This is a genomic window from Novosphingobium sp. (assembly GCF_024642085.1).
In the GTDB taxonomy this organism is placed as follows: Bacteria; Pseudomonadota; Alphaproteobacteria; order Sphingomonadales; family Sphingomonadaceae; genus Novosphingobium.
Genome location: NZ_JAHEBV010000002.1, coordinates 139,613 through 166,329 on the forward strand (window position 1 = coordinate 139,613; position 26,717 = coordinate 166,329).

The following is a 26,717-nucleotide window of genomic DNA, read 5'->3' on the forward strand; positions in this document are numbered from 1 at the left end:
ATAAAGTCAGTTATTTACAATCGGTAATGACGTGAGGCAAACTTGTTGCCTGCAACGAACTTTTGCGTAGATTGACCTACTTATGGCGAACTCGCTCACCCAAAGCAGAAGCCTCGCTTCAGCTATACGCACCGTAACAATCGAGATGAAGGCCCTTGAATCGCTTCGAAATGCGATGGAACAGTTCGACCTTGCCAATGCTTTGGACAAAGCAATTGTGGCGTTAGCAGCCAGCAGAGGGCGGGTTGTTGTGACTGGAATGGGCAAGAGCGGGCATATTGCCCGTAAGATCGCTGCGACTATGCGGTCAACTGGCACGCCAGCCCTCTACCTTCATCCTGGTGAAGCGAGCCACGGTGATTTGGGGTTAATTACCAAGGACGACATCGTTTTGGCCATTACTTGGTCGGGTGAAACAGCTGAGCTGACAGATATCATTTATTTCTGCCGCCGCTACAAAGTGCAGTTAATCGTAGCGACAGCACATTGCAATAGTACGATAGGGCGGGCTGCTGATATTTGTCTTTTGCTGCCACATGTTTCAGAAGCTTGTCCAAATGAGCTTGCACCAACATCGTCGACTACTGTCCAATTGGCAATCGGTGATGCATTGGCGGTCGCACTGATCGAAGCACGGGGATTCACGTCTTCTGACTTTCATGTTTTTCATCCGGGCGGCAAGCTTGGCTCGCAACTCGTGACCATAGAGGAGATAATGGGCGTAGATGACAGCATCCCGCGAATCTATTCCGACTCCACTTTGATGGCGGCGACAATCGAGATGAGCCGCAAGCGTTATGGTTGCACCGCAATTGTTGATCAAAACGAAAGATTGGTAGGTGCATTTACTGATGGGGATTTGCGCCGCTGCATCGCGGTGCATGATTTGACTGACAAAATCAATCTTCATATGTCGCCTCATCCGCTCAGCATAGGTCCAGACACTCTCGCGACTGACGCACTTAAAATAATGAATGAAAACGCCGTATCAGTCCTGTTCGTAGAAAGTTTTGGCAAGCTGACCGGTATCGTTCACATGCACGATATCTTAAGAAATGGCGTGGCCTAGAAAATGGTCCTATTCAGATAGGTACCTTCTATTGTGCACGAATAGGGCCATGAGCCATGACTGATGAAGCGCTAATTGTTGTTCCCGCGCGCTATGGGTCAACCCGACTACTAGGCAAACCCCTCATTCCCATTGCAGGGCGGACGCTCCTTGAAAGAGTGGCTAAAAATGCTCGCATGGCCGCCGACGTGGCTGGCAACTGCGCAGTTGTCGTGGCTACAGATGATGACCGTATTGCAGATCATGTTCGTAAACTGGGCCATGCCGCAATAATGACAAGCTTAAATATTGATTCCGGCTCTTCACGAGCTTGGGCAGCAGTGCTGGCGCAACATAAGATTCCCCAAATCATTGTTAATCTACAAGGAGATGCGCTCTTCGTAGAGCCCACCACGGTCGCCGGGTTGATCGAAAATTTGCGCCAAGGCAAGGCTGATGTTGCAACTGCCGTGTACCGACTTGACTGGAAGCGACTTGACCGATTGCGCGCCCACAAACAGACGACGCCATTCAGCGGGACGACGTGCCTTCGCGGTGAAAATGGCGATGCTTTGTGGTTTTCTAAGACCATTATTCCATCTATCCGTGACGAACAGAACCTGCGCGCCGCTTCGGACCTTTCACCAGTCTGGCAACATATCGGTTTGTATGGCTATAGATACGATGCGCTGGCATGGTTTGCGACTACACCGCAAAGTCAATACGAGAAGCTGGAGGGCCTTGAGCAGCTGCGCTTTCTAGAAGCCGGGCGGGCCATCTCCACGGTTCAAGTCGACCCACCGACTCACGCACTGTCCGGGATCGACACCGCAGAAGATCTTGCCTTGGCTGAAGAAGCTATTGCACGACTAGGCGATCCATTCTCGGCCTGATAAGCTCGAGCTTCATGTTCGTAATCGTCCGCCATGGCAATACTTTCGCTCCAGGGGAAACACCTCGCCGGATAGGTGCGCGTACCGACCTGTCATTGACCGAAGGCGGCAAAATCCAAGCCGATCGTCTAGGGCGCCATTTTGCTGAACGTGGTTTGCAATTCGACCGAGCGTTCGTGTCGCCGCTTTTGCGCACTCGCGAAACAGCCCGCTTGATCTTAGCGCATTTACCTGGATCGGTCATACCAGAACCTGCAGATTTCCTGCTTGAGATCGACCATGGCCCTGATGAAAACGTCACCGAGCACGAAGTTGTCGCTCGGATTGGACGTGATGCTCTGATCGCTTGGGACCAGCGGGCGGTCGAGCCGATTGGTTGGCAAGTTAACTCAAAAAGCCGCATTAGTGCGTGGACAGAACTGTTCTCAGTTGAAACCCGGCCAACCCTTGTGGTGACGAGTAACGGAGCCGCACGCTTCGCCTTGCTGGCTGCAAATGTAGTTGACGCTAATGCTGAGCTGAAATTGAGCACCGGTGCTTATGGCGAGCTTTACAAGGAAGCCGACTCCGCAATGCGTTTGGAATGTTGGAACCGACTGCCATGATGCATTGGGCATCCGATAGGCTGCCTCTGCTTCGCGCGCCTCCTTATCCGTTTGGCAATGCACAACCTTCGTTTTCGCATCCGCCTGGACGGGTCGAAACTACCCAAGGTGAACTCTTGTTTGAGCGTATACGCAACGCTCGAGTGGGCGGATCCTTCTGGGCGGAGGCTTGGCCAGGTAGCGTTGCCAAGGCAACAGTGTTACGTGCCACCGTCGATCCGGCCTTAGCAAAGGCGGTTCTGACTATGGGAGAAACAAAAAGAATATTTATCGATCCGCGACAAGACGTGTGGGATCCTTGGTCGGTGTTGCCTACCGCGTCGCAAATGATTGCACATGGAGACGATGAATGGGTGGCCTTGGCCCGGGCGGCGCGCGTTCCCGTGCATGTGCTGTCTGTTGGAAGGTTCGGCACGCCCCACGATAACGACGCCGCGCTTGACCGCAAGGCGGTGCAAGCATTTGCAGAAATGGCGTGGCGCAATCCCTACACTAACGATCCAGCAACAATTGAGGACGTCATCTCCTATCTTGCCGATTGGCGGGATTGGCTTGAAGGAAGCGCGACCATTTCGGTAGCTTGCGGCATGGCTTGGTGGAAACGGGATGAAATCCGCCGGCTTCTCTGGCATCCGCGACGACCACTGAAATTTGTACGGCGTGCGAAGACGGCACTTGCGCAGGCGATCAAGGCGCAAGGGGGGGTTGCGATCTGGCCTTCGCGTGTATCTCCCAAGCTACTAAGTGATGCGAAGCAGCAGAAGGTTTCGCTGATTCGGGTGGAAGACGGGTTCATACGGTCGACAGGCCTTGGCGTTAACCTTGTCCCGCCTTCGTCCATCATCGTAGACCGGACTGGGATTCACTACGATCCAAGTCAGCCCAATGACTTAGAGACCATCCTTAACTATGACGCCGTGCCCGGACGGCTTATTGAACGCGCACGCAGCTTGCGCAAGGCGATCGTTAGGGCGGGAATAAGCAAATATTCCGCAGACATCCCAGGGTTGTCGCCTCTGGCGAGATCGGAGAGGCGACTGGTGCTGGTCGCCGGCCAAGTCGAAGACGACATGTCTGTTTTGACTGGTGGCGGCGGACTTCAATCCAATCTCGAACTTCTGCGGCGCGTGCGAGCATTAGAGCCTGACAGTGAGTTGTGGTACCGACCGCATCCTGATGTGGATTCAGGGCATCGTAAAGGATCGGTCAGTGATTCCGATCTATTGGTTTACGCTGATCGAATTGTTCGCGGCGGTAGTATGGCAGCCTTGCTGGATACTGTAGATTGCGTTCACGTACTTACATCTCTTACCGGTTTTGAAGCATTGCTACGCAAGCGTGAGGTTGCCTGTCATGGCACACCGTTTTTCGCTGGTTGGGGCCTGACCACAGACTTTGCTGCGATACCGCTGCGGCGGTCACGCAAATTGACCCTTGATGCGCTGGTTGCCGGGGCCTTGATCCGGTATCCGCGCTACTTGGATCCGCTGACCGGGTTGCCTTGCCCACCAGAAGTTCTCGTGAGCCGCATGGCAGGCTCAAGCGCTGGTAACCGTTTGGACTGGATAGAGCCTTTGCGGCGATGGCAAGGCAAAATGACGACTATCTTGCGATGATGGATGTAGTTTTAGATATCTCCCGGCTGATCTCGCGCATTCGGCATTCGACCCCGTCGGGAGTTGATAGGGTCGAAATGGCCTACGCCCGTGGATTGGCTGCCCGCCACGGTACGCGGCTCGCCTTTTCAGCAGTTCACCCTTGCGGACTTTATGGACGCATCCCGACTTATGCGGCGTATGCCTATCTTGATCGTCTTGAGCGGAACTGGGAAAGCCAAGAAAATGCACCGCCGCGAATTTCGTTTGCTACAATCATTCCGCAACTGATCGCAATGCTTCCGATAAGTGGAGGTATTGGCAGCGCGGATGTCTATATCCAAGTATCGCCACACCATCTGGCCGATGCCTCAAGGGTTCGCAGAATCCTTGCGGTAGAACGCGCTAGGTTTCTATGCATGGTCCATGATTTAATCCCGATAGAGTTTCCGGAATATGCTCGGCCCAACGGCGCAGCTCAGCATCGCAAACGTATCGAAACCGTCGCCACGGCCCTTACTGAAACGCGCGGCGCAGCCATCGTTAATTCAACTGCCACCGGCAGATCGTTGCGCCGGTGGCTGAAGCCAAACACTCCAATTCACGTTGCGCTGCTGGGCACGGTAGATCTTGCCAAGTCGGGCTTCGACGAACAAGAGCGCGGTCCGGTGCCATATTTCGTGTGTCTCGGGACCATCGAGCCGCGCAAAAACCATCTGCTCTTGCTGCATTTGTGGAGGCATTTTGCCGAAACGCTCTCGCCAGATGAGATCCCACGGCTTTACATTGTCGGACGTCGAGGCTGGGAAAACGAGCAGGTAATCGACCTACTGGACCGGTGCTCTGCACTGCGAGGGCATGTGATCGAGTTGGGCGGTTATCCGGATCGCAGCCTTGCCGGCTTGTTGAGAGCCGCACGCGCGTTGCTCATGCCATCCTTTGCGGAAGGTTTCGGCATGCCCGTCGCTGAAGCGCTGTCAATGGGCACACCGGTGGTCTGCAGCAATCTTGCAGCTCTGAACGAAGTAGGCGGTGCTGTGCCTGACTATATCGATCCGTTAGATGGCGCGGCGTGGAAAGCCGCAGTGCTCGATCATGCTCGTAATGGACCAATGGCGCGTGCCCAATCAGTCCGTTTGTCAGATTGGCATAATCCCACATGGGAGGAACACATGGCGGTCATTGACCGCGCCATAATTGACCTAAAGTACTGACTAAGGTTTCGCTGAAGGTCGCTTCACTGATCCAATGCGTGAGCCTAATACACGATCCCAACCAATAGCGGATATTGCGTAGTTGCCCCGATGATCAACATAGTGGTGACGCATGTGATGACGCTTCAACGCACTGCCCAGCCGTCCACGCATCGGGGCGTGATGGCAGGCATAATGTAGAGTGTCATAAAGCAGATAACCGCACAACGCGCCGATGACTGACCAACTTGCTTCTAAGCCAAAAGCCAAGACGATCGTTGTCCAAGAAATTGCTGTTACGGACACGCTAATCGGGAGAGGCATCAAACCGCGAAGCGGATCGCTTGGATCATCATGATGGTTTCCGTGCATCAAGTAAAGCGTGCGTTTTATCCGCGGGCCGCCATTATCGAAATGGAAAACGAATCGGTGCAGAGCATATTCGAACAATGTCCATACGAACATCCCGGATGCAACCAATACCAGGACGCGCACAATTGACGCGGTACCCCAAGCCGTCCAGATCAGTGTTGCAGCCAATACTGACCAAGCCGCCGCAAATGTTTGCGGGGAAAGCAATGTGGTGCGTTCAAGGGCATCGCTCTTAAATAGACGCACTCGCTGTGAATTATGGATTGAACCGGACATAATGACACTAAATCCTTAGCAGAGATCACCTTGCAAAAAAAGACGCTCGCCTTGTTCGCGGTGGCCTAAAACATATTTTTGGTATCGCCGGATTGTATTTCGGAGACAAACGATCGCCAGTGTCTCCATTTTGTCACAGTTGCGTGCCGATGCCTTGAGTAACTTAGGCTTCGCGAAGCGCAATACGACGTTCCATTTCAGCTAGTATCTGGTGGTGCAAGTCGGCTGGAGTGCGATCAACCGACGGAGCAATACAATCAATGAACCGCCCATTGCTGTCTGTGCGCAACATAACATATGGGGTGTGCAAATCCTTGCCGGGCTTCACAATTCCAGGTATGCTTGGCCGGTGATCACCGAAGAATACTAGCAACGCAGGCCGTTTCAAACCGGCTATGCCCGCCATTAATTGGATAAGCATCGCATCGCTGCGGCCAAGCTTGTCTAAATACACTTTTTCGTTTGAGCAACTGTCGGTTGAGGTCCACGGACCATGGTTCGCGATGGTAACCGCGTAAAACAATCCTGGCTCGCTGAGTGTCCGCGCCCGCTCAATCAAGAAATCTGCGATAGCTTTGTCGGATACATAACGCTCGTCCTTGGTTTGGGCTGTGGAAAACATTTCCTCCCCTGAAAGCTCTGTAAAACCGGCCGCGGCCATTATGCGTTTTCGGCTATAAAAATTCATATCATGAGGATGAACGAAATGCGTCGTCCACCCTTCTATGCGATGTGGCATTGCATAGGATTTATCGCGGATTGCAGTGAGGAAAGGGTCGTAGCAGCGAAATCCTAATGCGGACTCGTCCCGGCCGAACAAGACGCCATATTCCGTGCGCATTGTATAGGCACCGAAGCCACTAACGAGTAGTTTGCCGTGATCGATTGCCGCCGCTTTTGCTGCGGCCAGGCCTGGCAGACTAGTGGCCGGTATTTCGGGCTGGTTAAGACCTAAATCGCAGGGATCTGCATAACTCTCGCATTGAACAATAAATATGAGATCGGGGCAGCCAAAACGCCAGCGAACCGGCGCGGTCGTGCATGGGATCGCGTCACGAGCACTCCGCCACCGAACCGAATAAAGCGCCATTACAGGCCAAAGCCCAAGTCTAGAGGTGTCTGAGAGCGCCGCTGGTACCGGCGCGAGAATATTTGCAATCCGGCCTAACTGGAACACCGTCAGAACTGCGGTCGCTAGAACGGCGAAGGCGAGGCCGGGAATGCGCTTTTCCCAACCGCTTGGTGAAAACCAAACAAGCATGCCACCAACCGCAATGAAAGCCGTGATCGCCAGCAATCCTTGCCGAGGCTTGATGGCCGACATGTAAAATTGGGGATGCTTAAATAGTGCGCCAATGAGAGCCAGGTCAGTAAACAGCAGGGGTTCGCCCAGCATCACAAATTTGGCGTTGGACACTCCTATGAAAAGAGCCTGCAATGCCACGACCACCACAACGGCCAAAACAGGGTTTCCGCATATAACGATTACTGCCCCAAAAATTCCGGTTGCGATTGCGGCGTTAATTGTCAAGCCGCAGTAGGACCTTATCAGTCTGCGCGCGCGTGGGAACGCCTGAGTATCGATCCCGGCGCAAACCATTATCGTCACCAACCAGTAAAGGCTTATCAGCAACATGTGGAACGAGCGCCCAGTCGACTAGTATCCTGCAAGCCCCGCACGCCAGCTCATTGCGGATTGCGGCAGTTATATCGTGCGCCTCTATTCCTGTCATCCAGTACGGGCAAATTTTTTGCTGCGGCTGCGAATAGTCATGCTTGTAGCTTAAGGTGTCAAACGCTTATAGGGGCGAGGTGCCAAACTCAGGCCTCTTGTTGTCAGCGCAGCAGGATTCGGGCGCAGCCTGCTCGCTGCGCTTCAATGCGGAGCAAGTCTTTCAAGATGCATGGTAATTCCTCAATATCAACAGTGTCGTCGCTAAATGAGGTAATGGCGTCCGAGATGGCTCAGTCGGTGTCCCTCCCCATGCGCATCTTACTACTCCAAGGACTTATGGGGCCGTTGTTTCGGCGCTTGGGACAAGACTTAATTGCAGCAGGTCATACCGTATTCAAGGTTAATTTTAATGGCGGCGATCGGGCGTTTTGGCGATTGCCAAATTCGTTCAACTACCAAGGCAAATTGTCTGACTGGCCGAAAGCTTTTGACCTTATTCTCACGGAAACGGGAGTGTCCGATGTCGTGTTATTCGGCGACTGCAGAGACTACCATCTACCTGCTATACAAATCTGCCGAGACCGTGGCGTCAAGATTCACGTGTTTGAGGAAGGGTACATCCGCCCTGACTGGGTCACTCTTGAATTGGGCGGAGTGAATGGCAATTCTTCGCTTCCGCGCGATCCAGCCTGGTATAGGCGCACAGCGTCAACATTGCCTCCGGTACCCGTGCATGCGCAGGTTCCATCGTCTTTTCGACGCAGGGCTATTGAAGGTCTGCTTTATAATGCCGCCGACTTATTGACTCGTTGGCAATTCCCTAACTGGAGTAACCACCGCCCATGGCACCCGGTGGTCGAGGGGATGGGTTGGTGGCGCAAGCTGTGGCGCAGCAAGGAGCGCGAAGAAAGCTCAAGCAGACTCATGGCGCAACTGGCAGAAAGTAAGACCGAATATTTTGTTTTCCCACTTCAGTTGGATTCGGATTACCAGATACGCCTGCATTCGCCCTTTGCGGGCGTCGCTGATGCCTTGCGGTTAGTGATCGAGTCCTTCGCCGGCCATGCGCCGCAGCATATTCGGTTGGTGGTGAAAGAACATCCGCTTGACAATGGTGTGCGTGATTGGCGTCAAGTGACCTTTGACATGGCAAACTTGTTTGGAGCGCAAGGCCGTGTCGATTATTTGGCAACTGGCGACATTGTCCCAATAACTCGTGGATCTCGTGGGATCGTGACGATTAACAGTACTAGCGGTACTTTTGCGTTGGCTGAAGGCCTGCCTGTTGTTGTTCTCGGCCAGGCAGTCTATGATATTGTGGATATTACCCACAAGGGCGGGCTAGACCGGTTCTGGACAAATCCTCAACCTCCCGACGCGCAAACGTTTGAGGCATTTTACAAGGTCATGGTTGATCGCTGCCTTATTCCTGGTGGCTTCTACTCTGATGAAGCATTGGCTAAGGTGCTTCGTCATGCCGTCGCTCGGCTTGAAGGCAGGGCGATCCTTCCGGAATAAACGGTGGCTTCGATGGCATAATTTCCGGGCCGCCGCGTTCAAGCCGGTGCTCCTTTTCGAATTGTACCAAAAATGTCTTACATGGGCTTATTAGAGCATGCCGCGGTTGCAGTGGCGGTACAAGCCTTGATCGGCTTGTCTACGGGGCGCTGGTGGGCCGGTGCTGGAATTGCATGCGCTTACTTCGTCGGCCGAGAGTTCGCTCAGGCCGAGTATCGCTGGATCGAGCAATTTGCTCACGGCAAACGAGCGAATATGCCGTATTGGGCTGTCTTCGATGCTCGGGTTTGGCAGACAACTGACCAGCTTGCCGATGTCGCGTTGCCTGTCGTCGCCACGTTTGCCGTGGCGTGGTGGTTTGACAAGCAACAGAGCCGCAAAATCCAGACAAAGCGACCCCAAGACACTGAGTGCGCATCGCTTCTTGATCAAGACGTATAACACTTCGGACTCGCAAAGGCGGGCTCGACGAACCTATTTGCGAAAGGCGTTAGTAATTTATTCTTTAGCGTAGATAATAATTACAGAATCTATTTTGCCTCCCATTTGGCAATAGACTCGTATTTTGAGGCACTTATATTTTCTATAAGTGAATTTGCGAAATGACTTCAAGTTGGGTTTTGCTCTTCTCTTAGTGAACGGCGGTCGACAGACTCAGCATTATTCAAAGGCTGTCAAAGTGATGCTAACTTGCAGCACCTTGAAACCGTAGGACTGGGTTTAAATCGCTGGAGATGCTGAATGTCGCAAGGCAGGTTCGCGCCGACGAGGCCCAGCTTCCACCCGGCCGGCGAACGTGTATTTGGTTGGACGCTACCTCTTGTATCCAAGCGTCTATGCGACTTGCTAATTCCTGTCGGGCGGCCTTTTCTGGAAAATAGCGGACGCCTAACTCCTCATGAATCCGAAAAATCGCAATATCTCGTGCCAGCACTGGCTTGCCATGCCCTAAGGCCTCAATCAGCGGCAACCCAAACCCTTCGGCATGCGACGCTATGATAACGCCCTTGCATGCCTTGTACATGTTCTCCAATTCCGAATCATCAACGTCATCAAACCATAACAATTTGTCCAAATGCTCAGGATGGCTTCGTATCAGTTGACACAGCCATTCTACTTTCCAACCCGACCTACCGACGAGCACCAAACGATGGTTCGAACCCCTTCCCCAGAGATCGCTAAATGCTGAAATGATGTCGGCGTGTCCCTTACGCGGCTCCAATGTTCCTACCATCAGCGAGAATGGAACCTTCAAATCGAACCGCGTGGTGTTATCTTGCATATCAGTCGCGTCAGTATCGACTAACGATTTACGAAGATCGTGGCCCATCTCTAAGATACAGGTCTGGTATCCCTTAGAAATGCCGTAACGCGTCTCCAAAACACGTACGAGGTCATTTTCCGTCTGATGGGAAATACACAGAAACCCGTCGGCCAAGCCTGCTATGGTATTAAGCCAACTTTTGTAACGCACCACATTATTGGGTGAGAACCACTCAGGAAAGTCAATTGGCAGGACATCACAGATAAGAAACCACAATTGTCCACCGGTCTTGCGAAACTGCGCCAATTGTCGCCGATAGCGGCGGATGGTATCTAGGGAAAAATCCAAGCCAAGAAAGACATCGCCTGGGCGGGCTTTCATTTGCTCACGAGAAACAATCCTCGCAACGTCAGGCCAAGCTATGGTATGATAAGAGCTTCGACGATCAGCCGACACGAAGCGGATATCCCACTCGACTCCGCCTTGTTCAACCAAGGCTAGCGCAAGTGAGCGCACTACACGTTGAATGCCGGTCCCGGCATCATGCCGACTGACTACAGCCAAATCTATAAACAGCCGCCTAGCACTTCCAGTCGTTATCGTTACTTCAGGAGCATGCTTTGCGCGCAAGTTGCCGACACGAAATTTTCGGAAAACGGGCAACATTACGGCTTCTTCTAATCGCTGTAGCAAAATTTCCCAGGAAGACTTCATGATAGACTTAATTTACCAATCAAACTATCGAACTCATTCAAAATGCTGTCGCGGTCGTCGCTACGGGGAGGAATGTCGAGTAAATTACGCTGACAAACTTCTGAATGTCTGCAAGCGGCGCATTTGATACGTATAATACGTCCTTATTTTTGATTGGAAAGCTTTGCGCTACGAAGAAACCCGACGGATCTTTCATATTGATACGGTAGATAACAGGGATCTTGCCTTCTGGCGTCAAGGGGGTATCTGAGCTAATAGCTGGGCCTAGCGCGTCAGGATCTTCAAATCGGAATACAAACACTCCCTTAACGTCGGCACGAGAATCCTGAAGCCCCGCGACGCGTCCAAGAGCTTGGGCCAGTGTCAGACCTGTCGCCTCAAACGGCAATTCATCATTCCTGCCTGTCGCGCCTAACGCAGTGAAACTGTAAGGTTGATACAACATGGTCAAGATGTCATCTGGAGCGAGCCGGACGTTCTGACGAGGATCGCGAATAACTGTTTCGAGTGGTAACGACGTGGTTTGCATGCCACGCGTAATTTGCACAGTCATTTTGCCGACCGGTTGTCGCACGCCGCCAGCGCTAGCCAGTATATCAAGTACCCGCTCGCCTCTTGAAGTCAGAGGAACTCTAGAACTATTCGTTACTTCGCCCACGACAGTAACATTTGCCGCAGCATTGCGAGCAAGCCGCACGATTGCCTGCGGTCGATGTGCCATTCCGGTAAGCCGCGAAGTTATAGTGCGCGCGATCTCCTGTGTGGTGCGCCCCGCCACGCTTATAGTGCCAATAAACGGAATCGTGATCTGGCCGTCGTTGTCGACCATTTGATCAGGCAAAGAAGCGCCGCGCGCTAACGAGGTCGAGCTCGCCGAGGTGAGCCGCACGTCGGTGCCTGTAGTGCCAAATAAGGTCGCCGGCGGCGCTTCCCAAATCGCCACATCAAGGACGTCGCCCTTTCCGACAACCGTGCCGACAGACGTCCCTTCACCCAAACTCTCAGAAAAAGATGACGGTACGCTCTTGGCTACCAAACTTCGTGCGACTGAATCGGTTACGTCGATAACCTTTATCCTTGCGTCGCCAAGAAATCGGTCGCTTTTGGCTGTGATACCCCGCGATGAAGGGCCAGAAGAAGGCAAAACAGCACAACCAGAAACCGCCGTTGCCAAGGCAGTAAGCCCGATTATCCGCGCGTAAATCAATCTTCTATTCATCTAGGGTGCAGCCAAGTCCAATTATCAGAAATGAGAGCCGCTCATCGGCGAACCAAACTGTCTTATGGCTGAACAGAAAGGGCTGATCAACACGCATAGCAGAAGACTATATCTCCTATTTTTCGACGTGCGTGGAAAAAGCGCGCCAAAACCGCTACGTTGCGGGACCTGCGTAGCCGATCGCTGTTTCTTTGCAGCATAGTCTGGACGGTTGAAGTCGTGGCGGCTAACGCCTGCTCGCATGCGCAGCGAATGCGTTACCTGTTTGTTTCAGAGTTGCTTCGATTTATGGATACTGATCAAGGCGAAAGTCCTAAACTGCCTGCATCCGCTGGTGGCCTGGGCGTGCATGCCAAAAACGCACCAATTACACCCAGTACGATTGGAAAGAGATTTAGAGATTTTAGGCCGCTTTTTTTCTTTACGGTTGTAGTGCCGACGTTGCTCGCGACCATATACTTCGGCTTCGTGGCATCAGACGTTTACGTCTCGGAATCGCGTTTCACTGTGCGCAGCCCGGCCAAGTCGACGCCAACAGGACTGGGCGCTTTGATAAAAAGTTCTGGATTTGCTAACGCTGGTGATGAGGTGTACGCAGCGCAGGATTATGTTACTTCGCGAGATGCGCTAAAGGCTCTCAATCAAAATAGTGCGTTTACCCACGCATATTCGTCATCTTCTATTTCAATTTTTGACCGTTTCGCCGGAATATATTCGAGTGAATCTTTCGAAGAGTTATATCGATATTATAAGAAGAAGGTTGATTTAAGATACGAGTCATCGTCTTCTATTGTGACTCTGACTGTGCGCGCGTACACCCCACAGGATGCGGGAAAGTTCAACGAACAGCTCTTGGCAATGGCTGAGGCGACAGTAAATAAGCTAAACGAGCGCGGAAGGCAGGATCTTGTTCGGTTTGCACAGCGAGAAGTCGATGATGCCAAGTTGAAGTCGCAGACCGCAGCGTTAGCTCTATCAGCATATCGCAATTCGATCGGCATCGTAGATCCTGAAAAGCAGGCTTCTGTTCAGATACAGATGATTTCCAAGCTTCAAGATCAGTTGATAGCCACGCGCACGCAGCTAGCCGAAACACGAACTGTATCCCCAAAAAATCCGCAGATCGAAGTTCTCAGGGCAAGGGCGAAAAGTCTCAGCGATGAAATCGACAATCAATTGGGCTTGGTGGCTGGCAGCAGTAAGTCGCTTTCGTCACGCGCAGCCCAATATCAGCGAGTCTTGCTTGAAAATCAATTTGCGGAGAAGCAGCTCGCTAGCGCGATGATATCGCTGGACGAAGCGAGAAACGAAGCAAACCGGAAACAGGCTTACGTAGAGCGAATTGTGCAACCGAATATCCCCGATGAGCCGTTGGAGCCAAGGCGCTTACGTGGCATTTTGTCCACTTTAATTCTGGGCTTGGCTGCGTGGGCCATAATAAGCATGCTAATTGCTGGCATGTTGGAACATAAAGACTGAGAATCACGTGTCTCATTTGATGCAATTTACCGCTGTACGTCGAGCCGGGGCGATTCAAGCCCGAGTAATTTATGCTCTCCTAATGCGGGAGATCCTTACTCGATACGGACGGCACAACATTGGTTTTCTATGGTTGTTCGTAGAACCAATGCTGTTCACAACTGGTGTGACTATTCTATGGACACTATCCAAGTCGGTCCACGGATCATCATTACCAATTGTCGCGTTTGCGTTAACGGGTTATTCCAGCGTATTGCTCTGGCGAAACATGCCAGCGCGCTGCATAGGTGCCATCGAACCTAACTTGGCGCTAATGTATCATCGCAACGTAAAGGCCATTGATATTTTTCTGGCGCGGCTTCTGCTGGAAGCAGGCGGGGCGACGATATCTTTCGTGACGCTAACTCTCTTCTACATTAACATTGGCTGGCTGGACCCGCCAAACGATGTTCTTACAGTCGTTGAAGGCTGGTTGCTAATGGCCTGGTTCGGTGCGAGCGCTGCCATGTTCTTGGGCGCCTTGGCGGAAAAAAGTGAACTAGTGGAGCGCCTTTGGCACCCGTTCTCTTATATTGTATTCCCTCTGTCTGGGGCCGCGTTCATGGTCGATGCGTTACCTACTTCAGTTCAGAAGCTCGCGCTCTATGTCCCGATGGTGAGTGGAGTTGAACTTATACGTGAAGGATATTTCGGCCAGGCTTTTAGGGCACACTATGACCTTTCTTACCTTTTGGGCTGCTGCATTCTTTTCACGCTATTGGCATTGGCACGAGTAGCGACAGTGAGCAGGGAAATAACTCCGGAATGATAGTAGTTGATCATGTCCACAAGGTCTACCCGACGCGCCAAGGTGATCGGGCCATCCTAAACGATATCTCTTTTATCCTTGCTCGCGGCGAGAAACTGGGTGTTATTGGTCGCAACGGCGCTGGAAAATCGACGCTAGTTAGATTAGTTAGCGGCGCAGAGCAGCCAACCTCAGGTACAATAACCAGAAGCATGTCAGTGTCATGGCCAATTGCGTTTGGCGGTGCATTTCAAGGAGCTTTGACTGGGTTCGATAATGTTCGCTTCATAAGTCGTATTTACCAACAGGACTATTCACAAAACATTGATTTTGTACAAGACTTTACTGAACTTGGAATTTACCTTCGCGAACCCGTGCGATCATATTCTCAAGGTATGCGTGCGCGGTTGGCCTTTGCGATTTCAATGATTATCGAGTTCGATTGCTATTTGATTGACGAAGTAATCGCCGTAGGTGACGCGCGCTTCCACGAAAGATGCGCTATGGAGCTTTTTCAAAAGCGTGCTGATCGCGCAATGCTTATAATATCCCATGATGCAGAATACGTCCGAAATCATTGTAATAAATTTGCTGTATTGCATAATGGCGATATGAGTTTATATACTAAATTTGACGATGCATACGAAAAGCATATGCAAAATATGCATGCTACGTGATGCTTTTATTAAGGCGATTGGAGTGAAATATGGCTAAAGTTGCCCTTATAACGGGCGTAACAGGACAGGATGGCAGCTATCTTGCTGAACTTCTGTTGAGCAAGGGTTACGAAGTCCATGGCATGATTAGGCGGTCTAGTACGGTCACAACATGGCGCATTGACCACCTGCTGGAGGAAGGTCAAAGTAAAAGTTTTTCGTTACACTATGGCGATCTTTCAGATGCGAACTCACTTCGGCGCTTGATCGACCTTACTCAACCTGAAGAAATTTACAACTTAGCTGCGCAAAGCCATGTTCGCGTTAGCTTCGATCAACCGGAATACACGACAGACGCGACAGGGACTGGCGTGCTGCGCCTGCTTGAAGCAATTCGCGCTTCGACACAATATTCACTAAAAGCGGTGCGTTTTTACCAAGCCGGCTCAAGCGAGATGTTCGGATCTGCTAAACCGCCACAAGGTGAATTTACAAGGTTCGAGCCGCGTAGTCCTTATGCTTGCGCGAAAGTTTACGCGCATTACCAAACCGTCAATTACCGCGAGAGTTATGGGATGTTTGCCAGCAATGGCATCCTTTTCAACCATGAAAGTCCGCGCCGAGGAGAAGCGTTCGTAACGCGTAAAATTACTTTAGCAGCTGCGAGAATTAAGCTTGGTCTTCAGAAAAAGCTATTCCTAGGCAATCTTGATGCCAAACGTGATTGGGGATTTGCTGGCGACTATGTCGAGGCGATGTGGCGGATGCTGCAACATGATCGCCCTGATGATTTCGTCGTTGCCACAAATCAGGCGATCTCGATTCGAGAATTTCTAGCGCTGACGTTTGAGCATATCAACTTGGATTGGCGGGATTTTGTTGAAATTGACGAGCGGTTTTATCGTCCGGCAGAGGTAGATTATCTACTTGGAGATTACAGTAAGATTCACCGCGATTTGGGATGGTCACCTACCCATGATGTCTCCTCGCTGGCGAAAATGATGGTCGATAGCGATTTGAAGTTAGCCAAACGGGAGCATCATCATCGCAATTTTGATGAACTCGAGGCTCAAATTGTCCGTTAGGCCGGGCCTTCTTATTACTGGCGCTTCAGGTTTTGTTGGACATAGCGCGGTAGCTTTGGGTAGGTTAAGTTTCGACGTGGTGGCCGCCGGTCGGGGAGAGCGGCCAAATTGGCTACCATCCGACGTTACATGGTGTCCAGTCGATTTGCTCGACAGAATGTCGGTTGGCCGACTTCCGGCAAACATGCCTTTTGTCCTCCATCTGGCGAGCGAGACAGTACCTTCGCAGTTCGTCGATTATGGTCCGCTGATTAATTCCGTAGAGATGACATTAAACCTTTGTAGGCATTTGAAATCGGGTCGAGTTCTATTTGCAAGCTCGTGCCTGGTATATGGATCCAGCTTAGATATAATTACTGAAGACCATCAATTATCTCCGCGTGGTCACTACGGTATGGCTAAAGCCATGTGCGAATCTATATTGCTGAACGCGACTAACATTGATGGGCTTGTGGCTCGTCCGTTCAACCATATAGGCCCAGGAATGCGACCCGATCTCGCGTTACCATCAATTGTGAGGCGATTGAGAGACGCAAACGACGGGGCAATTATCGAAATGGCCGGCCTAGATAGCACTCGTGACTTTCTCGACGTCGAAGATATTGTCGGGGCATATTTTAAAATTCTAACTGCTTCTGACCATTCATTTAGAGTATTCAATGTTTGTAGCGGAAGTGGAACGAGCATTGGTAAAATTGTTTACACGATCGCCAGCATTTTAAACAAATCTATTAAAGGCATAAAATTCACAGAACGATGTAATTCGGCAGATGATACATCGACTATCATAGGGAATAATGTGCGACTTCGAAATGAAATTGGGTGGGTCCAAAAGTACAATGTCGAACAAAGCTTAAGTCGTCTTATAGCTGAAACGAGACATTTATAATTTATTATTTATTCCCGTTTAACCCTTACGCTCACGCTTAAGGTCCAGCGATCAGGCTTGTTCCGAGTTGCTAAATTGCGCTCGGAAACTTAGTCTAACCTCCGATTATCTTGCGGATGTCCGCGCATGTTCAAGCCAATCCGATAGAGGCTTCAATCAGGCGTTGGAACGGCGCATCCATGACGACTTTCATTAAGTCGCGAAAGAATGAGACGAATATTAGGTTGGCAGGCACTGCACCTTTTTTGCCAAACGAAGCCGGTGTACCGTAGCCTGCTGCCGGTTTGATGGACACCGAGATAAGGTGTTTTATCGAACTGAAGGATTACAATGGAGCGAAGGAAGTACAGCCGCGAGTCCAGCTTGAGGCAGTCAGGCTCATCAAGGAGCGCGGTTTCAGCGTTGCGCAGGCATCGCGTGATTTTAAAGTGCACTAGACGGTGCTGCGTGATTGGGTCAAGGATGTTGGCAGTGATCCGGTGACGGCCTTTCCGGGCCACGGCCAGATGAAGCCGGAGCAGCTCGAGATCGCGCGATTGCGTCGCGATATGGCCAAGCTCAAGGTGGATTGCGAAATTCTAAAAAAGCCGCGGCGTATTTTCCGAAGGACTCCCTGTTAAGTTTGCAATATCGCAAAGCACCGGGAGATTTGGCCGATATCATGGATGTGTGGGGCTCTCAGTGTCTCGCGTAGTGGCTTCCATGCCTGGCTCACCCGAGCGCCATCGCGGCGCGCCCGCAGCGACGAAGTGATCAGCGTCAGGGTCCGGGCGAGCCACTTCGCGAGTTACCTAACCTATGGGGCCAGGCGCGTTTGGCACGACATGCTGGCCGAGGGCATTGCGTGCGGCGTGCACCGGATCGAGCGGCTGATGCGCCAGCAGGGCCTGCGGGCGCGGGCACGCCGCCGGGGTCTACCAAATGACAAGGGCGAACGTTCGATCATCGCCGGCAATGTGCTGGACCGGCAGTTCATGGCGGATGCCCCCAACCGCAAGTGGGTGGCCGACTTCACCTACATATGGACGGCCGAAGACTGGCTCTACGTTGCGGCCGTGATCGATCTGTTCTCGCGCAGGGTCATGGGGTGGTCGATGCAGGCCGAGATGATCGCACAGCTCGTCACCGACGCGCTGGTCATGCCGATCTGGCGGCGCGGCAAGCCCGATGCCTTGCTGCACCACTTGGATCAGGGCAGCCAATATACCAGCGAGCAGTTCCAGCGGCTGATGACCGACAACGGGATCAGCTGCGCAATAAGCCGGTCGGGCAACTGCTGGGACAACGCCACCATGGAAAGCTTCTTCTTCTCCCTCAAGACCGAGCGGGTGGGCAGGAAGGTCTACCGATCAAGGGACGAAGCAAGGGCCGCTGTGTTCGATAATGTCGAGCGCTTCTACAACACCACGCGGCGCCACTCGACGATCGGTTACAAAAGCCCCCTCGACTTCGAACGCGAGGCCGGTGTAGCATGAATGAGCCTACCTCGGTGTCCGTCAAACCGGCAGCAGGCTACCGCCTGCGAGCCCTTATTAGCCGACTAATGCATTCGCTTGAGATTATCCGACCCGTGCTCCAGTTGTTCACTGATTGACCAAGACCCCACTCGGCGTACCGAGATGGACCATTTTGGCCAACATACTCTCTGGGGTTGCGTCAGGCTTCAGTATTGGTAAGCTTTTAGGGTTAGCCGAGTATGATGTCGCACAGACGGCTTTGAACCTGAATACACAAATTCCAATTTTTTGAGCCTTCGCCGGCCACTTTGACTAAGAGATCATCGACGTCACTGCACTGCGTTGTTTTTCTTTTAATTTCGTTGGTTGTGAATTGACCCGCAATCGAGGCCCTTTTTTGACTTACCAATTATTTTATTACCAGCATAGGTGGGAAAAGGTGGATGAGCAAGGCTGGTGACGGTCAGGTTTGACGGCTTAAACACAAGGAGTATCGTTCTTCTGCGCGGCTTTGAAGGGTCAAACCCCCCGGAGATGGCGGAGCGGGAGGGATTCGAACCCTCGATACGCTTTTGACGTATACTCACTTTCCAGGCGAGCGCCTTCGACCACTCGGCCACCGCTCCGCATGCACTGGAAGTGCGCGCCCTAGCTTTACCCGCGGCGATAGGCAAGCGCCGGAGCCACACGGCAGATCGCTGGACCTGGCGCGCCGGGGCTGGCACAGTCCGCCGATGCGCAAACCCCTGCTGATCGCTGCCGCCCTGCTTGCCGCAACCCCGCTGGCGGCCCAGTTGCCGCCGCCCAAGCCCGGCGACATACCCTCGCCTGCCGAGATCGTGGCCGCGGCGCCCAAGGCGGACTGGCACGCGATTGACCGGAACGATCTGCTGGTGATGGACCTCGCGCCAGATGCGAAAGGCAAGCCTCGCCGCGTGGTGATCCAGCTGCTGCCGCCGCCGTTCAGCCAAGGCTGGATCGGCAATATCCGCAAGCTTGCCGCGGCGCACTGGTGGGACGGGCTGGCGGTGGTGCGGGTGCAGGACAACTATGTCACCCAGTGGGGCGATCCCGATGGCGAGGACAATGCGAAGGCGCGGGCGTTGCCCAAGGGGTTGGTCGAGGTGCCGCAGAGCGAGTACGAGACCCGCCTGGATCGGTATGAATTGGAGTTGGTCAAGCAATCGCCGCAACCGAAGAAGATCGATCTAACTCGGATATTCTCGGACCCTTACGGCAAGAGCCTTTTTCTATTTGGTTGGCCGTACACGATCCGGAGTCCGCTTCTAGACGTCCCTGTCAAACAAACGCTAGCACCCGTTCACTGCTACGGCATGGTCGGGGTCGGGCGCGACATGCCGCCCAATACCGGGAGCGGGGCCGAGCTCTATACCGTGATCGGCCATGCCCCGCGCCAGCTCGATCGAAATATCGCACTCGTGGGTCGGATTATCGAAGGGATGGAGCACATGTCCTCGCTGCCGCGCGGGCATGGCGATCTGGGGTTCTATGACCTGGCCAAAGGCGACGAGCGGGTGCCGATCATGGCAGTGCGGCGGGCGGCGGAGGTGCCGGACCTGCCGGCTTACGAATACCTCGACACCGAGAAGGCCAGCTTTGCCAAGTATGCCGATGCGCGGGCCAACCGCCGCGATCCGTTCTACATCCGGCCGGCGGGCGGGGTCGACGTGTGCAACGTGCCGGTGCCGGTCCGCCGGGCGCGATAGGTGGAGCGGATCGCCCACACCGGGCCGCTGTGGCGCTGGACCAGCTCGACCGCCACCGGAACCTGGCATTTCCTGACTGTCGATGGCGCGGCGGGTGAGGCGCTGTCCGGCACCGCGCTGATGCGGCGGATGGAGAAGACCCTGCGCGGGTTCGGCTCGATGAAGGTCATGGCACAGATCGGCGACAGCACCTTCGCTACGTCGGTCTTTCCCAGCAAGGACCAAGGTTGGATGCTGCCGGTCAAGGCCGCCGTGCGCAAGGCCGAGGGGCTGGGTGAGGGCGACGTGGTCGAGGTGGTGCTGAAGTTTTAGGCTTGGATCAGCTCGATCCGGTTGCCGAACGGGTCAGCGACATGACAGCGCAGCACTTCGGGCAATTCGGTGTCCCAGCGCAGCTCGCCGCCCGTCTGTTCGATCAGCGCAGCCAGCGCCATGAGGTCATCGACCAGCAGTGCCGGATGGGCCTTTCTGGCCGCGCGGAAATCGGCCTCCACGCCCAGATGGATTTTCACGCCCTGGGCCTCGAACCAACACCCGCCGCGCGCGGCCAGCGGTGAGGGCTTGGGCACTTCGTCAAGGCCGAGCAGGGTGCCGTAATACCCGCGCGCAATGTCTTCCCCGCCCGCAGGCATGGCAAGCTGGACATGATCGATGGCGACCACGCGCGGCATCAGATGCGGTCCGCCTGGGCCACCGCGTCGCTGGCCCGCAGTGCCGAGACGATCCGGGTCAGGTGGGCTAGGTCCGAGACCTCCAGATCGATGTCATAGGTCCCGAACAGTTCGTCGCGGCTGGTGTTTTCCAGGTGGATGATGTTGGCGCGGTTGCCGGCGAAGATGCCGGTAGCTTCGGCCAAGGTGCCGGGGCGATTGTAGAGCACAACGCGCACCCGTCCGATTGCACCGGTGGTGCGTTCACCCCATGAAAGGTCGACCCAATCGGCATCGACCCCGCTGGCCAATTTGAGGCAATCGATCGCATGGACTTCCACCCCTTGTCCGGGATGGCGAATACCGACGATACGGTCGCCGGGTACCGGGTGGCAACAAGCGCCGAGCTGAAAAGCCACACCGGGGGTCAGACCCTTGATCGAAATGGCCCGTTCTTGCTTGGGCCAGTTTTCGGTATCGGGCAGAGCCTCGGCGCTGCCGGGGACGAGCGCTTCCATGACTTGTCGGTCGTCGAGCTTGGCCGTGCCGATCGCCTGCATCAATTCGTCTTCAGAGACGAAGCCCAGCCGGCCGATTGCGTCCTTGATTGCCTTTTTTCCAATCTTGCTGGGCAGTCGCTCAACTATTTCGTCGAACAGTTTGCGGCCGATGGCGGCCACTTCCTGCTTTTCCTTTTGCCGCACCGCACGCCGAATTGCGGCGCGGGCCTTGCCAGTGACGACAAAGCCAAGCCACGAAAGCTGGGGGCTGGCGCTGCGGCTCTTGATGATTTCAACCACGTCGCCATTGGCCAGCGCGGTGCGCAGCGGCATGTGACGGCCGTTGATTTTGGCCCCCACAGCAAAGCTGCCCAGATCCGAATGGACCGAATAAGCAAAGTCGACCGGGGTCGAACCCTTGGGCAGCTGGTGCAGCTGGCCCTTGGGAGTAAAGGCAAAGATGCGATCCTGATAAATTGCCAGCTTGGTATGTTCGAGCAGTTCTTCGGCATCGTGGCTGGCATCGACGATTTCGATCAGGTCGCGCAGCCAGCCAACCTGACCGTCGGGCCGCTCATGGCTTTTGTAGGCCCAGTGTGCGGCTAGCCCAAACTCGTTGGTATGGTGCATTTCCTGGGTGCGGATCTGCACTTCCATGCGCATCGAGTTTTCAAATATCAGCGCGGTGTGGAGGCTGCGGTAGCCGTTCGATTTGGGGGTCGAGAGATAGTCCTTGAACCGCCCGGGGATCATTTGCCAAGTCCGGTGCAACACGCCCAGCGCGCGGTAGCAGTCCTCGTCGTTGTCGGTCAGCACACGAAAGGCCATGATATCGGTAATCTGTTCAAAACTGACATGGCGTTCGGCCATCTTTTTCCAGATCGAATAGGGGTGCTTTTCGCGGCCCGACACTTCAACCCGCAGGCCCGCTTCGGCCAGAGCCTGCTTGATCGAAAGGGCAATGGCATCAACTTGCCCACCTTCGCTGGAACGGATCTGGGCCAACCGGCCGGTGATCGTGGCATAGGCTTCCGGTTCCAGCTGTTCAAAAGCAAGCAGCTGCATTTCGCGCATATATTCGTACATGCCAACCCGCTCGGCCAGCGGGGCGTAGATATCCATCGTTTCACGGGCGATGCGGCGGCGCTTGTCCTCGCTCTTGATGAAATGCAACGTGCGCATGTTGTGCAGCCGGTCGGCCAGCTTGACCAGCAGGACGCGGATATCCTCGCTCATCGCCAGGAAGAACTTGCGCAGGTTTTCCGCCGCGCGCTCCGTCTCGCCCATCGCCTCGATCTTGGAAAGCTTGGTCACCCCGTCGACCAGCCGGGCAACTTCGGATCCGAACAGCTTTTCAATTTCGGCCGGCGTTGCCAGCGTATCCTCGACCGTATCGTGGAGCAGAGCCGTGACTATCGTTTCCTGATCGAGCTTCAGCTCCGTCATCAAACCGGCCACTTCGACCGGGTGGCTAAAATAGGGATCACCGCTGGCCCGCTTCTGACTGCCGTGCTTCTGCACGGTATAGACATAGGCGCGGTTGAGCATGGCCTCATCGGCCTCCGGCTCATAGGCGAGCACCCGCTCAACTAGTTCGTACTGGCGCAGCATTGCGCCCTAGATGGGGGGACAGCGTGGCAAAGCGCAAGCGCAGAGTTGCACAGCGCTTGCTTCGGACTTCAGTCATGTCCACTGTCTGACAATGATTGGCTTTCCCTCTCTCCATGCTGTTGCCGCCATCGCGCTTGCAGCGGCCATGTTCACTGCATTCGCGCGGGGACGGATGGCAGTTGAAATTATCTCGCTGCTGACAATCTGTTTCATTGCGCTGGGTCTTTATGCCTTTCCTTTGCCCGGTAATGCGCCAAAGGACGGGCTGGCCTTGGCATTTGAAGGGTTTGGCCACCATGCTCTGATTACAATTTGCGCGCTGATGGTGCTGGGTCGCGGGCTGGTCGTAACCGGCGCGCTTGATCCGGCTGCCCGATCGTTAACTGCGCTGTGGCGGCTCAACCGGTGGTTCGGGCTGGCCGTCACTCTGGTGCTGGCCGCTGTAACCAGCATGTTGATCAACGATACGCCGGTGCTAGTTCTGCTTTTGCCGATCCTGGCGCAGCTGGCGGCCACTAGCGGCATGCCCGCATCCAAGACCCTTATCCCGGTAAACGCCGCGATCCTGATTGGCGGAATGGCAACGACGATCGGCACGTCGACGAACTTGCTGGTTATTTCGATCGCCAACGATCTAGGCATGCCGCCAATCGGGCTGTTTCATTTCACCGATACCGTCCTGATCGCCGGACTGGTTGCGCTTCCTTACATCTGGCTGGTCATGCCGCGCATCTTGCCGGACAATTCGCCGGCAGCCGGACATCCTCCCCGCCGGTTCGAGGCGGTCCTCCGATTTGCACCGGGAAGTTCCGCACATGGCAAGTCGCCAGCGCAGCTTTGCGAGCGTTTGCCGGACGGGGTCAAAGTGACAGCGATGCCGGTTGGTCCAATTACCGAACAGTCGCGGCTCGGTATTCTTGGTGCTCACGACACCATCGAAGAAGCGGCCCGGGCGCTTGATGCCGACCCCGCGCCGCGTAGCATCCTGTTGCCGCTGCGTACCGAAGCCGCACGCGCCAGCAAGGATCTCGCTGCTGCCGAACTGGTCATAGCTCCCGATTCGCGCTTGATCGGGCGTAGCATTGCAACCGCGGGGCTAAGCGATGTCGCCGTGATCGGGCGCGATCCGATCCGCGCGCGGGCATCGGCCGAGATCAAGCCATCTGCCGCAATCCTGGCGGAAGGCGACGTGCTGCTGGTGATCGGTACCCTTGACAGGCTAGCTGAGTTTGCCCGCAGCGACGGTTTGTTGATGCTCGAAGGCGGCAGGGAATTGCCGCGCACCAGCAAGGCGCGGCTCGCGCTTGCAATAATGTTCGGCTCGGTGGGCCTTGCTTCGATCGGTCTGGTGCCGATTGCGGTTTCGGCGCTAGCCGGGGCTGTACTGATGTTCGTGACTGGTTGCGTCAAGTTCGAACGGGTTGGCCGTGCGTTGTCCGCCAAGGTCATCGTTCTGGTTGCCGCCAGCTTGGCACTGGGCAAGCTGGTCCTGGTAAGTGGTGCGGCGCTTTGGCTGGGTCAGCTGCTTGCGCTGGGGCTACAGTTTCTGCCCGCCGCTGGCGTTCTGGCCGCGATCATGATCTTTGTGACCATCCTGACCAACTTTGCCTCTAACGCCACGGCAGCGGCAGTTGGAACCCCGATCGCTTTTACCCTGGCACAGCAGCTAGGTCTGCCGGTCGAACCGATGGTGTTGGCCGTGCTGTTCGGTTGCAACTTGTGCTATGCCACCCCTGTTGCCTACCAGACCAACATGATGATTATGGCCGAAGGCGAATACCAGTTCCGCGACTATATCCGCACCGGCGTTCCGTTGGTCCTGCTAATGATCACCACGTTGTCGACGTTGCTGGTCTGGCGCTACGGACTTTAGTTCCAGCTAGCCTCGGGCGGCAGGCTCATCAAGATCGCGTCGACGTTACCTCCGGTCTTGAGGCCGAACAGCGTGCCGCGGTCATAGACCAAGTTGAACTCGGCATAGCGTCCGCGCCATTCCAGCTGGGTCTGCTTGTCGTCTGGGGTGAACGCCGTGTGCATCCGGCGGCGGACCAGTTCGGGGAAGATATGCAGGAATGCCTCGCCCACATCGCGGGTGAATGAGAAGTTGGCCTCGAAAGCCGGCTGGTCCAAGCATTCCAGATGATCGTAGAAAATCCCGCCGACCCCGCGGTGGACCTGGCGGTGGGGAATGTAAAAGTAGTCGTCGGCCCAGGCTTTGAACCTGGGATAATAGGCCGGATCATGCGCGTCGCAGGCGGCCTGAAAGGCTGCGTGGAATTCGGCGGTATCTTGAGCATAGGGGATCGGCGGGTTCAGGTCGCCGCCGCCGCCGAACCAGGCCTTGGTTGTGGTAAGGAAACGCGTGTTCATGTGCACCGCAGGGGCGTGCGGGTTGGCCATGTGCGCGACCAGGCTGATCCCGGTGGCGGTGAAGCCGGGGTCTTCGTCAGAGGCGCCATTGATGCTGGCGGCAAAACCGGGGGCGAAGGTGCCGTGGACGGTGGAGACATTTACACCAACCTTTTCAAAAACCTTGCCTTTCATCAACCCGCGGGTGCCGCCACCGGGGCTGGGGTTGCCGTCCTCTTCCCGGTGCCAGGTCAGATAGTCGAAGCGTGCGGCGCTGCCCGCTTCGGCTTCGATCTCTTCAAATGCAGCGCAGATACGGTCGCGCAAGGATTCGAACCAGGCGCGGGCGCGGGTGGTGGCGGGGGTCCAGTCGGTCATCAGCGGGCGCTTGCCAAAAGCACGAGGCTGCGGCAAGGGAAAGCCCATGGTTCTCTTTTCGTTCGCAGGTGAGGAATTTGCCCTGGTCGGCGAACGGGCGCTGTTCTGGCCCCGTGAACGCGCCTTGCTGGTAGCTGACCTTCATCTTGAAAAGGCCAGCTTTTTTGCGCGCCACGGCCAGATGCTGCCCCCCTATGACAGCCGCGAAACGCTGGAACGGGTGGCAGCAGCGATCAAGCGGACGGGCGCGCGGCGGGTCTATTGCCTAGGTGATAATTTTCACGATATCGCTGGCCCGGATCGGCTTGAGGCCCACGCGTCGGGAATGCTCGATGCGCTGTCACGCGCAACTGACTGGGTGTGGATAGCCGGCAACCATGATCAGGGCCGGGTACCTTGGGGAACGGCGGTTGACGAACTGGAACTTGCGGGAATCGTGCTGCGGCACCATGCGAAGCAAGGCGAGGATCGGGCCGAAATGTCGGGCCATTTTCATCCTCGTCTCCGTGTCAAGGCGCGGGGCCGGATGATTGCGCGGCCGTGCTGGGTATCCAGCGAGCGCAAACTGATCCTGCCGGCTTTCGGTACACTGACCGGGGGGATGGACGCATCAGACCCTGTGATCATCTCTGCCATGCAACCGGCGAAGTCGGTCTATGCGCTGCTGGCTGCTTCGGGCCGGCTGGTACAGTTCCCGGTCTGGCGGAAAGCCGCCTAAACCCTTTCCCAAATCGCGGAATCGGATTAAGGAGCCGCCCAGACAACCGTCTAAGGAGA

Annotated in this window: 24 protein-coding genes, 1 tRNA gene and 1 pseudogene; 17 read left to right on the forward strand and 9 right to left on the reverse strand. The window is 54.8% G+C overall.

What is annotated here, in order from left to right:
• The first annotated feature begins 175 nt into the window (after positions 1-175).
• From Q0L62_RS01650 to Q0L62_RS01670, 5 genes are all read left to right on the forward strand, one after another.
• Positions 176-1,069 carry an SIS domain-containing protein gene (locus tag Q0L62_RS01650; protein ID WP_367183241.1) on the forward strand — a complete coding sequence of 298 codons (894 nt, stop codon included), beginning with the start codon at positions 176-178 and terminating at the stop codon, positions 1,067-1,069.
• Positions 1,070-1,125: 56 nt separating this feature from the next.
• Positions 1,126-1,941, forward strand: a complete 816-nt coding sequence (locus Q0L62_RS01655) for a 3-deoxy-manno-octulosonate cytidylyltransferase (RefSeq protein ID WP_296675466.1) — start codon at positions 1,126-1,128, stop codon at positions 1,939-1,941.
• Positions 1,942-1,955: 14 nt separating this feature from the next.
• Entirely contained in the window at positions 1,956-2,546 is a 591-nt protein-coding gene (locus Q0L62_RS01660) for a histidine phosphatase family protein (RefSeq protein WP_296675468.1), read from the forward strand.
• Between the two features lie 197 nt (positions 2,547-2,743).
• The gene (locus Q0L62_RS01665; protein ID WP_296675471.1) at positions 2,744-4,162 is read left to right on the forward strand and encodes a beta-3-deoxy-D-manno-oct-2-ulosonic acid transferase; all 1,419 of its coding nucleotides are present in this window, start codon (positions 2,744-2,746) and stop codon (positions 4,160-4,162) included.
• Positions 4,159-5,355 (forward strand): glycosyltransferase family 1 protein, encoded by a 1,197-nt coding sequence (locus Q0L62_RS01670; RefSeq protein WP_296675473.1) that lies wholly within the window; start codon positions 4,159-4,161, stop codon positions 5,353-5,355. The genes Q0L62_RS01665 and Q0L62_RS01670 overlap by 4 nt, the downstream gene beginning before the upstream one ends.
• Here the strand turns inward: Q0L62_RS01670 and Q0L62_RS01675 are convergent, their stop codons facing one another.
• Entirely contained in the window at positions 5,356-5,982 is a 627-nt protein-coding gene (locus Q0L62_RS01675; RefSeq protein ID WP_296675475.1) for a sterol desaturase family protein, read from the reverse strand.
• A 163-nt stretch (positions 5,983-6,145) separates the two neighbouring features.
• Entirely contained in the window at positions 6,146-7,618 is a 1,473-nt protein-coding gene (locus Q0L62_RS01680; protein WP_296675478.1) for an LTA synthase family protein, read from the reverse strand.
• 324 nt (positions 7,619-7,942) lie between these two features.
• Here Q0L62_RS01680 and Q0L62_RS01685 point away from each other — a divergent pair, with 324 nt between their 5' ends.
• Both Q0L62_RS01685 and Q0L62_RS01690 read left to right on the forward strand, forming a co-directional pair.
• The gene (locus Q0L62_RS01685) at positions 7,943-9,175 is read left to right on the forward strand and encodes a capsular biosynthesis protein (protein ID WP_296675480.1); all 1,233 of its coding nucleotides are present in this window, start codon (positions 7,943-7,945) and stop codon (positions 9,173-9,175) included.
• Between the two features lie 72 nt (positions 9,176-9,247).
• The gene (locus tag Q0L62_RS01690; protein WP_296675482.1) at positions 9,248-9,616 is read left to right on the forward strand and encodes a hypothetical protein; all 369 of its coding nucleotides are present in this window, start codon (positions 9,248-9,250) and stop codon (positions 9,614-9,616) included.
• A 244-nt stretch (positions 9,617-9,860) separates the two neighbouring features.
• Here Q0L62_RS01690 and Q0L62_RS01695 read toward each other — a convergent pair whose 3' ends face one another.
• Positions 9,861-11,153 carry a glycosyltransferase family 1 protein gene (locus Q0L62_RS01695; protein WP_296675485.1) on the reverse strand — a complete coding sequence of 431 codons (1,293 nt, stop codon included), beginning with the start codon at positions 11,151-11,153 and terminating at the stop codon, positions 9,861-9,863.
• A gap of 37 nt (positions 11,154-11,190) precedes the next feature.
• Entirely contained in the window at positions 11,191-12,372 is a 1,182-nt protein-coding gene (locus Q0L62_RS01700; RefSeq protein WP_296675488.1) for a polysaccharide biosynthesis/export family protein, read from the reverse strand.
• Positions 12,373-12,624: 252 nt separating this feature from the next.
• On the opposite strand from Q0L62_RS01700, the gene Q0L62_RS01705 reads away from it, so the two are divergent.
• The 5 genes from Q0L62_RS01705 to Q0L62_RS14420 are packed head-to-tail and all read left to right on the forward strand — an operon-like array spanning position 12,625 to position 17,268.
• Positions 12,625-13,851, forward strand: a complete 1,227-nt coding sequence (locus Q0L62_RS01705) for a hypothetical protein (protein WP_296675490.1) — start codon at positions 12,625-12,627, stop codon at positions 13,849-13,851.
• Between the two features lie 19 nt (positions 13,852-13,870).
• A complete protein-coding gene (locus Q0L62_RS01710; protein ID WP_296675492.1) occupies positions 13,871-14,659 on the forward strand; it encodes an ABC transporter permease in 789 nt (262 codons plus the stop codon).
• Complete coding sequence (locus tag Q0L62_RS01715; RefSeq protein WP_296675494.1) at positions 14,656-15,315, forward strand: ABC transporter ATP-binding protein; 660 nt, start codon at positions 14,656-14,658, stop codon at positions 15,313-15,315. The genes Q0L62_RS01710 and Q0L62_RS01715 overlap by 4 nt, the downstream gene beginning before the upstream one ends.
• A gap of 29 nt (positions 15,316-15,344) precedes the next feature.
• Complete coding sequence (gmd, locus tag Q0L62_RS01720) at positions 15,345-16,379, forward strand: GDP-mannose 4,6-dehydratase (RefSeq protein ID WP_296675498.1); 1,035 nt, start codon at positions 15,345-15,347, stop codon at positions 16,377-16,379.
• A complete protein-coding gene (locus Q0L62_RS14420; RefSeq protein WP_367183242.1) occupies positions 16,351-17,268 on the forward strand; it encodes an NAD-dependent epimerase/dehydratase family protein in 918 nt (305 codons plus the stop codon). Before gmd ends, Q0L62_RS14420 begins: the two co-directional genes overlap by 29 nt.
• A gap of 130 nt (positions 17,269-17,398) precedes the next feature.
• On the opposite strand, the gene Q0L62_RS01725 is transcribed toward Q0L62_RS14420, so the two are convergent.
• Complete coding sequence (locus Q0L62_RS01725) at positions 17,399-17,563, reverse strand: hypothetical protein (protein ID WP_296675501.1); 165 nt, start codon at positions 17,561-17,563, stop codon at positions 17,399-17,401.
• 35 nt (positions 17,564-17,598) lie between these two features.
• On the opposite strand from Q0L62_RS01725, the pseudogene Q0L62_RS01730 reads away from it, so the two are divergent.
• Positions 17,599-18,743, forward strand: a pseudogene (locus tag Q0L62_RS01730) (IS3 family transposase).
• A 517-nt stretch (positions 18,744-19,260) separates the two neighbouring features.
• Here Q0L62_RS01730 and Q0L62_RS01735 read toward each other — a convergent pair.
• Positions 19,261-19,351, reverse strand: a tRNA-Ser gene (locus Q0L62_RS01735).
• 108 nt (positions 19,352-19,459) lie between these two features.
• On the opposite strand from Q0L62_RS01735, the gene Q0L62_RS01740 reads away from it, so the two are divergent.
• Both Q0L62_RS01740 and Q0L62_RS01745 read left to right on the forward strand, forming a co-directional pair.
• Positions 19,460-20,452 (forward strand): peptidylprolyl isomerase, encoded by a 993-nt coding sequence (locus Q0L62_RS01740; RefSeq protein ID WP_296675504.1) that lies wholly within the window; start codon positions 19,460-19,462, stop codon positions 20,450-20,452.
• Entirely contained in the window at positions 20,453-20,764 is a 312-nt protein-coding gene (locus tag Q0L62_RS01745) for a DUF1905 domain-containing protein (RefSeq protein ID WP_296675507.1), read from the forward strand.
• On the opposite strand, the gene Q0L62_RS01750 is transcribed toward Q0L62_RS01745, so the two are convergent.
• Both Q0L62_RS01750 and Q0L62_RS01755 read right to left on the reverse strand, forming a co-directional pair.
• Complete coding sequence (locus Q0L62_RS01750) at positions 20,761-21,123, reverse strand: glyoxalase (RefSeq protein ID WP_296675510.1); 363 nt, start codon at positions 21,121-21,123, stop codon at positions 20,761-20,763. The genes Q0L62_RS01745 and Q0L62_RS01750 overlap by 4 nt on opposite strands.
• Positions 21,123-23,213 carry a bifunctional (p)ppGpp synthetase/guanosine-3',5'-bis(diphosphate) 3'-pyrophosphohydrolase gene (locus Q0L62_RS01755; RefSeq protein WP_296675514.1) on the reverse strand — a complete coding sequence of 697 codons (2,091 nt, stop codon included), beginning with the start codon at positions 23,211-23,213 and terminating at the stop codon, positions 21,123-21,125. The genes Q0L62_RS01750 and Q0L62_RS01755 overlap by 1 nt, the downstream gene beginning before the upstream one ends.
• A gap of 91 nt (positions 23,214-23,304) precedes the next feature.
• Between Q0L62_RS01755 and Q0L62_RS01760 the strand changes: the two genes are divergently transcribed.
• Positions 23,305-25,086: an SLC13 family permease gene (locus Q0L62_RS01760; RefSeq protein WP_296675519.1), complete on the forward strand. Its 1,782-nt coding sequence runs from the start codon at positions 23,305-23,307 to the stop codon at positions 25,084-25,086.
• Here Q0L62_RS01760 and hemF read toward each other — a convergent pair.
• On the reverse strand, positions 25,083-25,940 hold the full coding sequence (hemF, locus tag Q0L62_RS01765) for an oxygen-dependent coproporphyrinogen oxidase (RefSeq protein ID WP_296675522.1): 858 nt from the start codon (positions 25,938-25,940) through the stop codon (positions 25,083-25,085). The two genes, Q0L62_RS01760 and hemF, sit on opposite strands and share 4 nt — an antisense overlap.
• Positions 25,941-25,986: 46 nt before the next feature.
• Here hemF and pdeM point away from each other — a divergent pair, with 46 nt between their 5' ends.
• Positions 25,987-26,658: a ligase-associated DNA damage response endonuclease PdeM gene (gene pdeM / locus Q0L62_RS01770; protein WP_296675525.1), complete on the forward strand. Its 672-nt coding sequence runs from the start codon at positions 25,987-25,989 to the stop codon at positions 26,656-26,658.
• Positions 26,659-26,717: the final 59 nt, after the last annotated feature.

Bases quoted from the DNA above. Each gene is read 5' to 3' on its own strand.
- Q0L62_RS01650 (WP_367183241.1), top strand. From the start codon at position 176: ATGGAACAGTTCGACCTTGCCAATGCTTTGGACAAAGCAATTGTGGCG.
- Q0L62_RS01655 (WP_296675466.1), top strand. From the start codon at position 1,126: ATGACTGATGAAGCGCTAATTGTTGTTCCCGCGCGCTATGGGTCAACC.
- Q0L62_RS01660 (WP_296675468.1), top strand. From the start codon at position 1,956: ATGTTCGTAATCGTCCGCCATGGCAATACTTTCGCTCCAGGGGAAACA.
- Q0L62_RS01670 (WP_296675473.1), top strand. From the start codon at position 4,159: ATGATGGATGTAGTTTTAGATATCTCCCGGCTGATCTCGCGCATTCGG.
- Q0L62_RS01675 (WP_296675475.1), bottom strand. From the start codon at position 5,982: ATGTCCGGTTCAATCCATAATTCACAGCGAGTGCGTCTATTTAAGAGC.
- Q0L62_RS01680 (WP_296675478.1), bottom strand. From the start codon at position 7,618: ATGTTGCTGATAAGCCTTTACTGGTTGGTGACGATAATGGTTTGCGCC.
- Q0L62_RS01685 (WP_296675480.1), top strand. From the start codon at position 7,943: ATGGCTCAGTCGGTGTCCCTCCCCATGCGCATCTTACTACTCCAAGGA.
- Q0L62_RS01690 (WP_296675482.1), top strand. From the start codon at position 9,248: ATGTCTTACATGGGCTTATTAGAGCATGCCGCGGTTGCAGTGGCGGTA.
- Q0L62_RS01695 (WP_296675485.1), bottom strand. From the start codon at position 11,153: ATGAAGTCTTCCTGGGAAATTTTGCTACAGCGATTAGAAGAAGCCGTA.
- Q0L62_RS01700 (WP_296675488.1), bottom strand. From the start codon at position 12,372: ATGAATAGAAGATTGATTTACGCGCGGATAATCGGGCTTACTGCCTTG.
- Q0L62_RS01705 (WP_296675490.1), top strand. From the start codon at position 12,625: ATGCGTTACCTGTTTGTTTCAGAGTTGCTTCGATTTATGGATACTGAT.
- Q0L62_RS01710 (WP_296675492.1), top strand. From the start codon at position 13,871: ATGCAATTTACCGCTGTACGTCGAGCCGGGGCGATTCAAGCCCGAGTA.
- Q0L62_RS01715 (WP_296675494.1), top strand. From the start codon at position 14,656: ATGATAGTAGTTGATCATGTCCACAAGGTCTACCCGACGCGCCAAGGT.
- gmd (WP_296675498.1), top strand. From the start codon at position 15,345: ATGGCTAAAGTTGCCCTTATAACGGGCGTAACAGGACAGGATGGCAGC.
- Q0L62_RS14420 (WP_367183242.1), top strand. From the start codon at position 16,351: ATGAACTCGAGGCTCAAATTGTCCGTTAGGCCGGGCCTTCTTATTACT.
- Q0L62_RS01740 (WP_296675504.1), top strand. From the start codon at position 19,460: ATGCGCAAACCCCTGCTGATCGCTGCCGCCCTGCTTGCCGCAACCCCG.
- Q0L62_RS01750 (WP_296675510.1), bottom strand. From the start codon at position 21,123: ATGCCGCGCGTGGTCGCCATCGATCATGTCCAGCTTGCCATGCCTGCG.
- Q0L62_RS01755 (WP_296675514.1), bottom strand. From the start codon at position 23,213: ATGCTGCGCCAGTACGAACTAGTTGAGCGGGTGCTCGCCTATGAGCCG.
- Q0L62_RS01760 (WP_296675519.1), top strand. From the start codon at position 23,305: ATGATTGGCTTTCCCTCTCTCCATGCTGTTGCCGCCATCGCGCTTGCA.
- hemF (WP_296675522.1), bottom strand. From the start codon at position 25,940: ATGACCGACTGGACCCCCGCCACCACCCGCGCCCGCGCCTGGTTCGAA.
- pdeM (WP_296675525.1), top strand. From the start codon at position 25,987: ATGGTTCTCTTTTCGTTCGCAGGTGAGGAATTTGCCCTGGTCGGCGAA.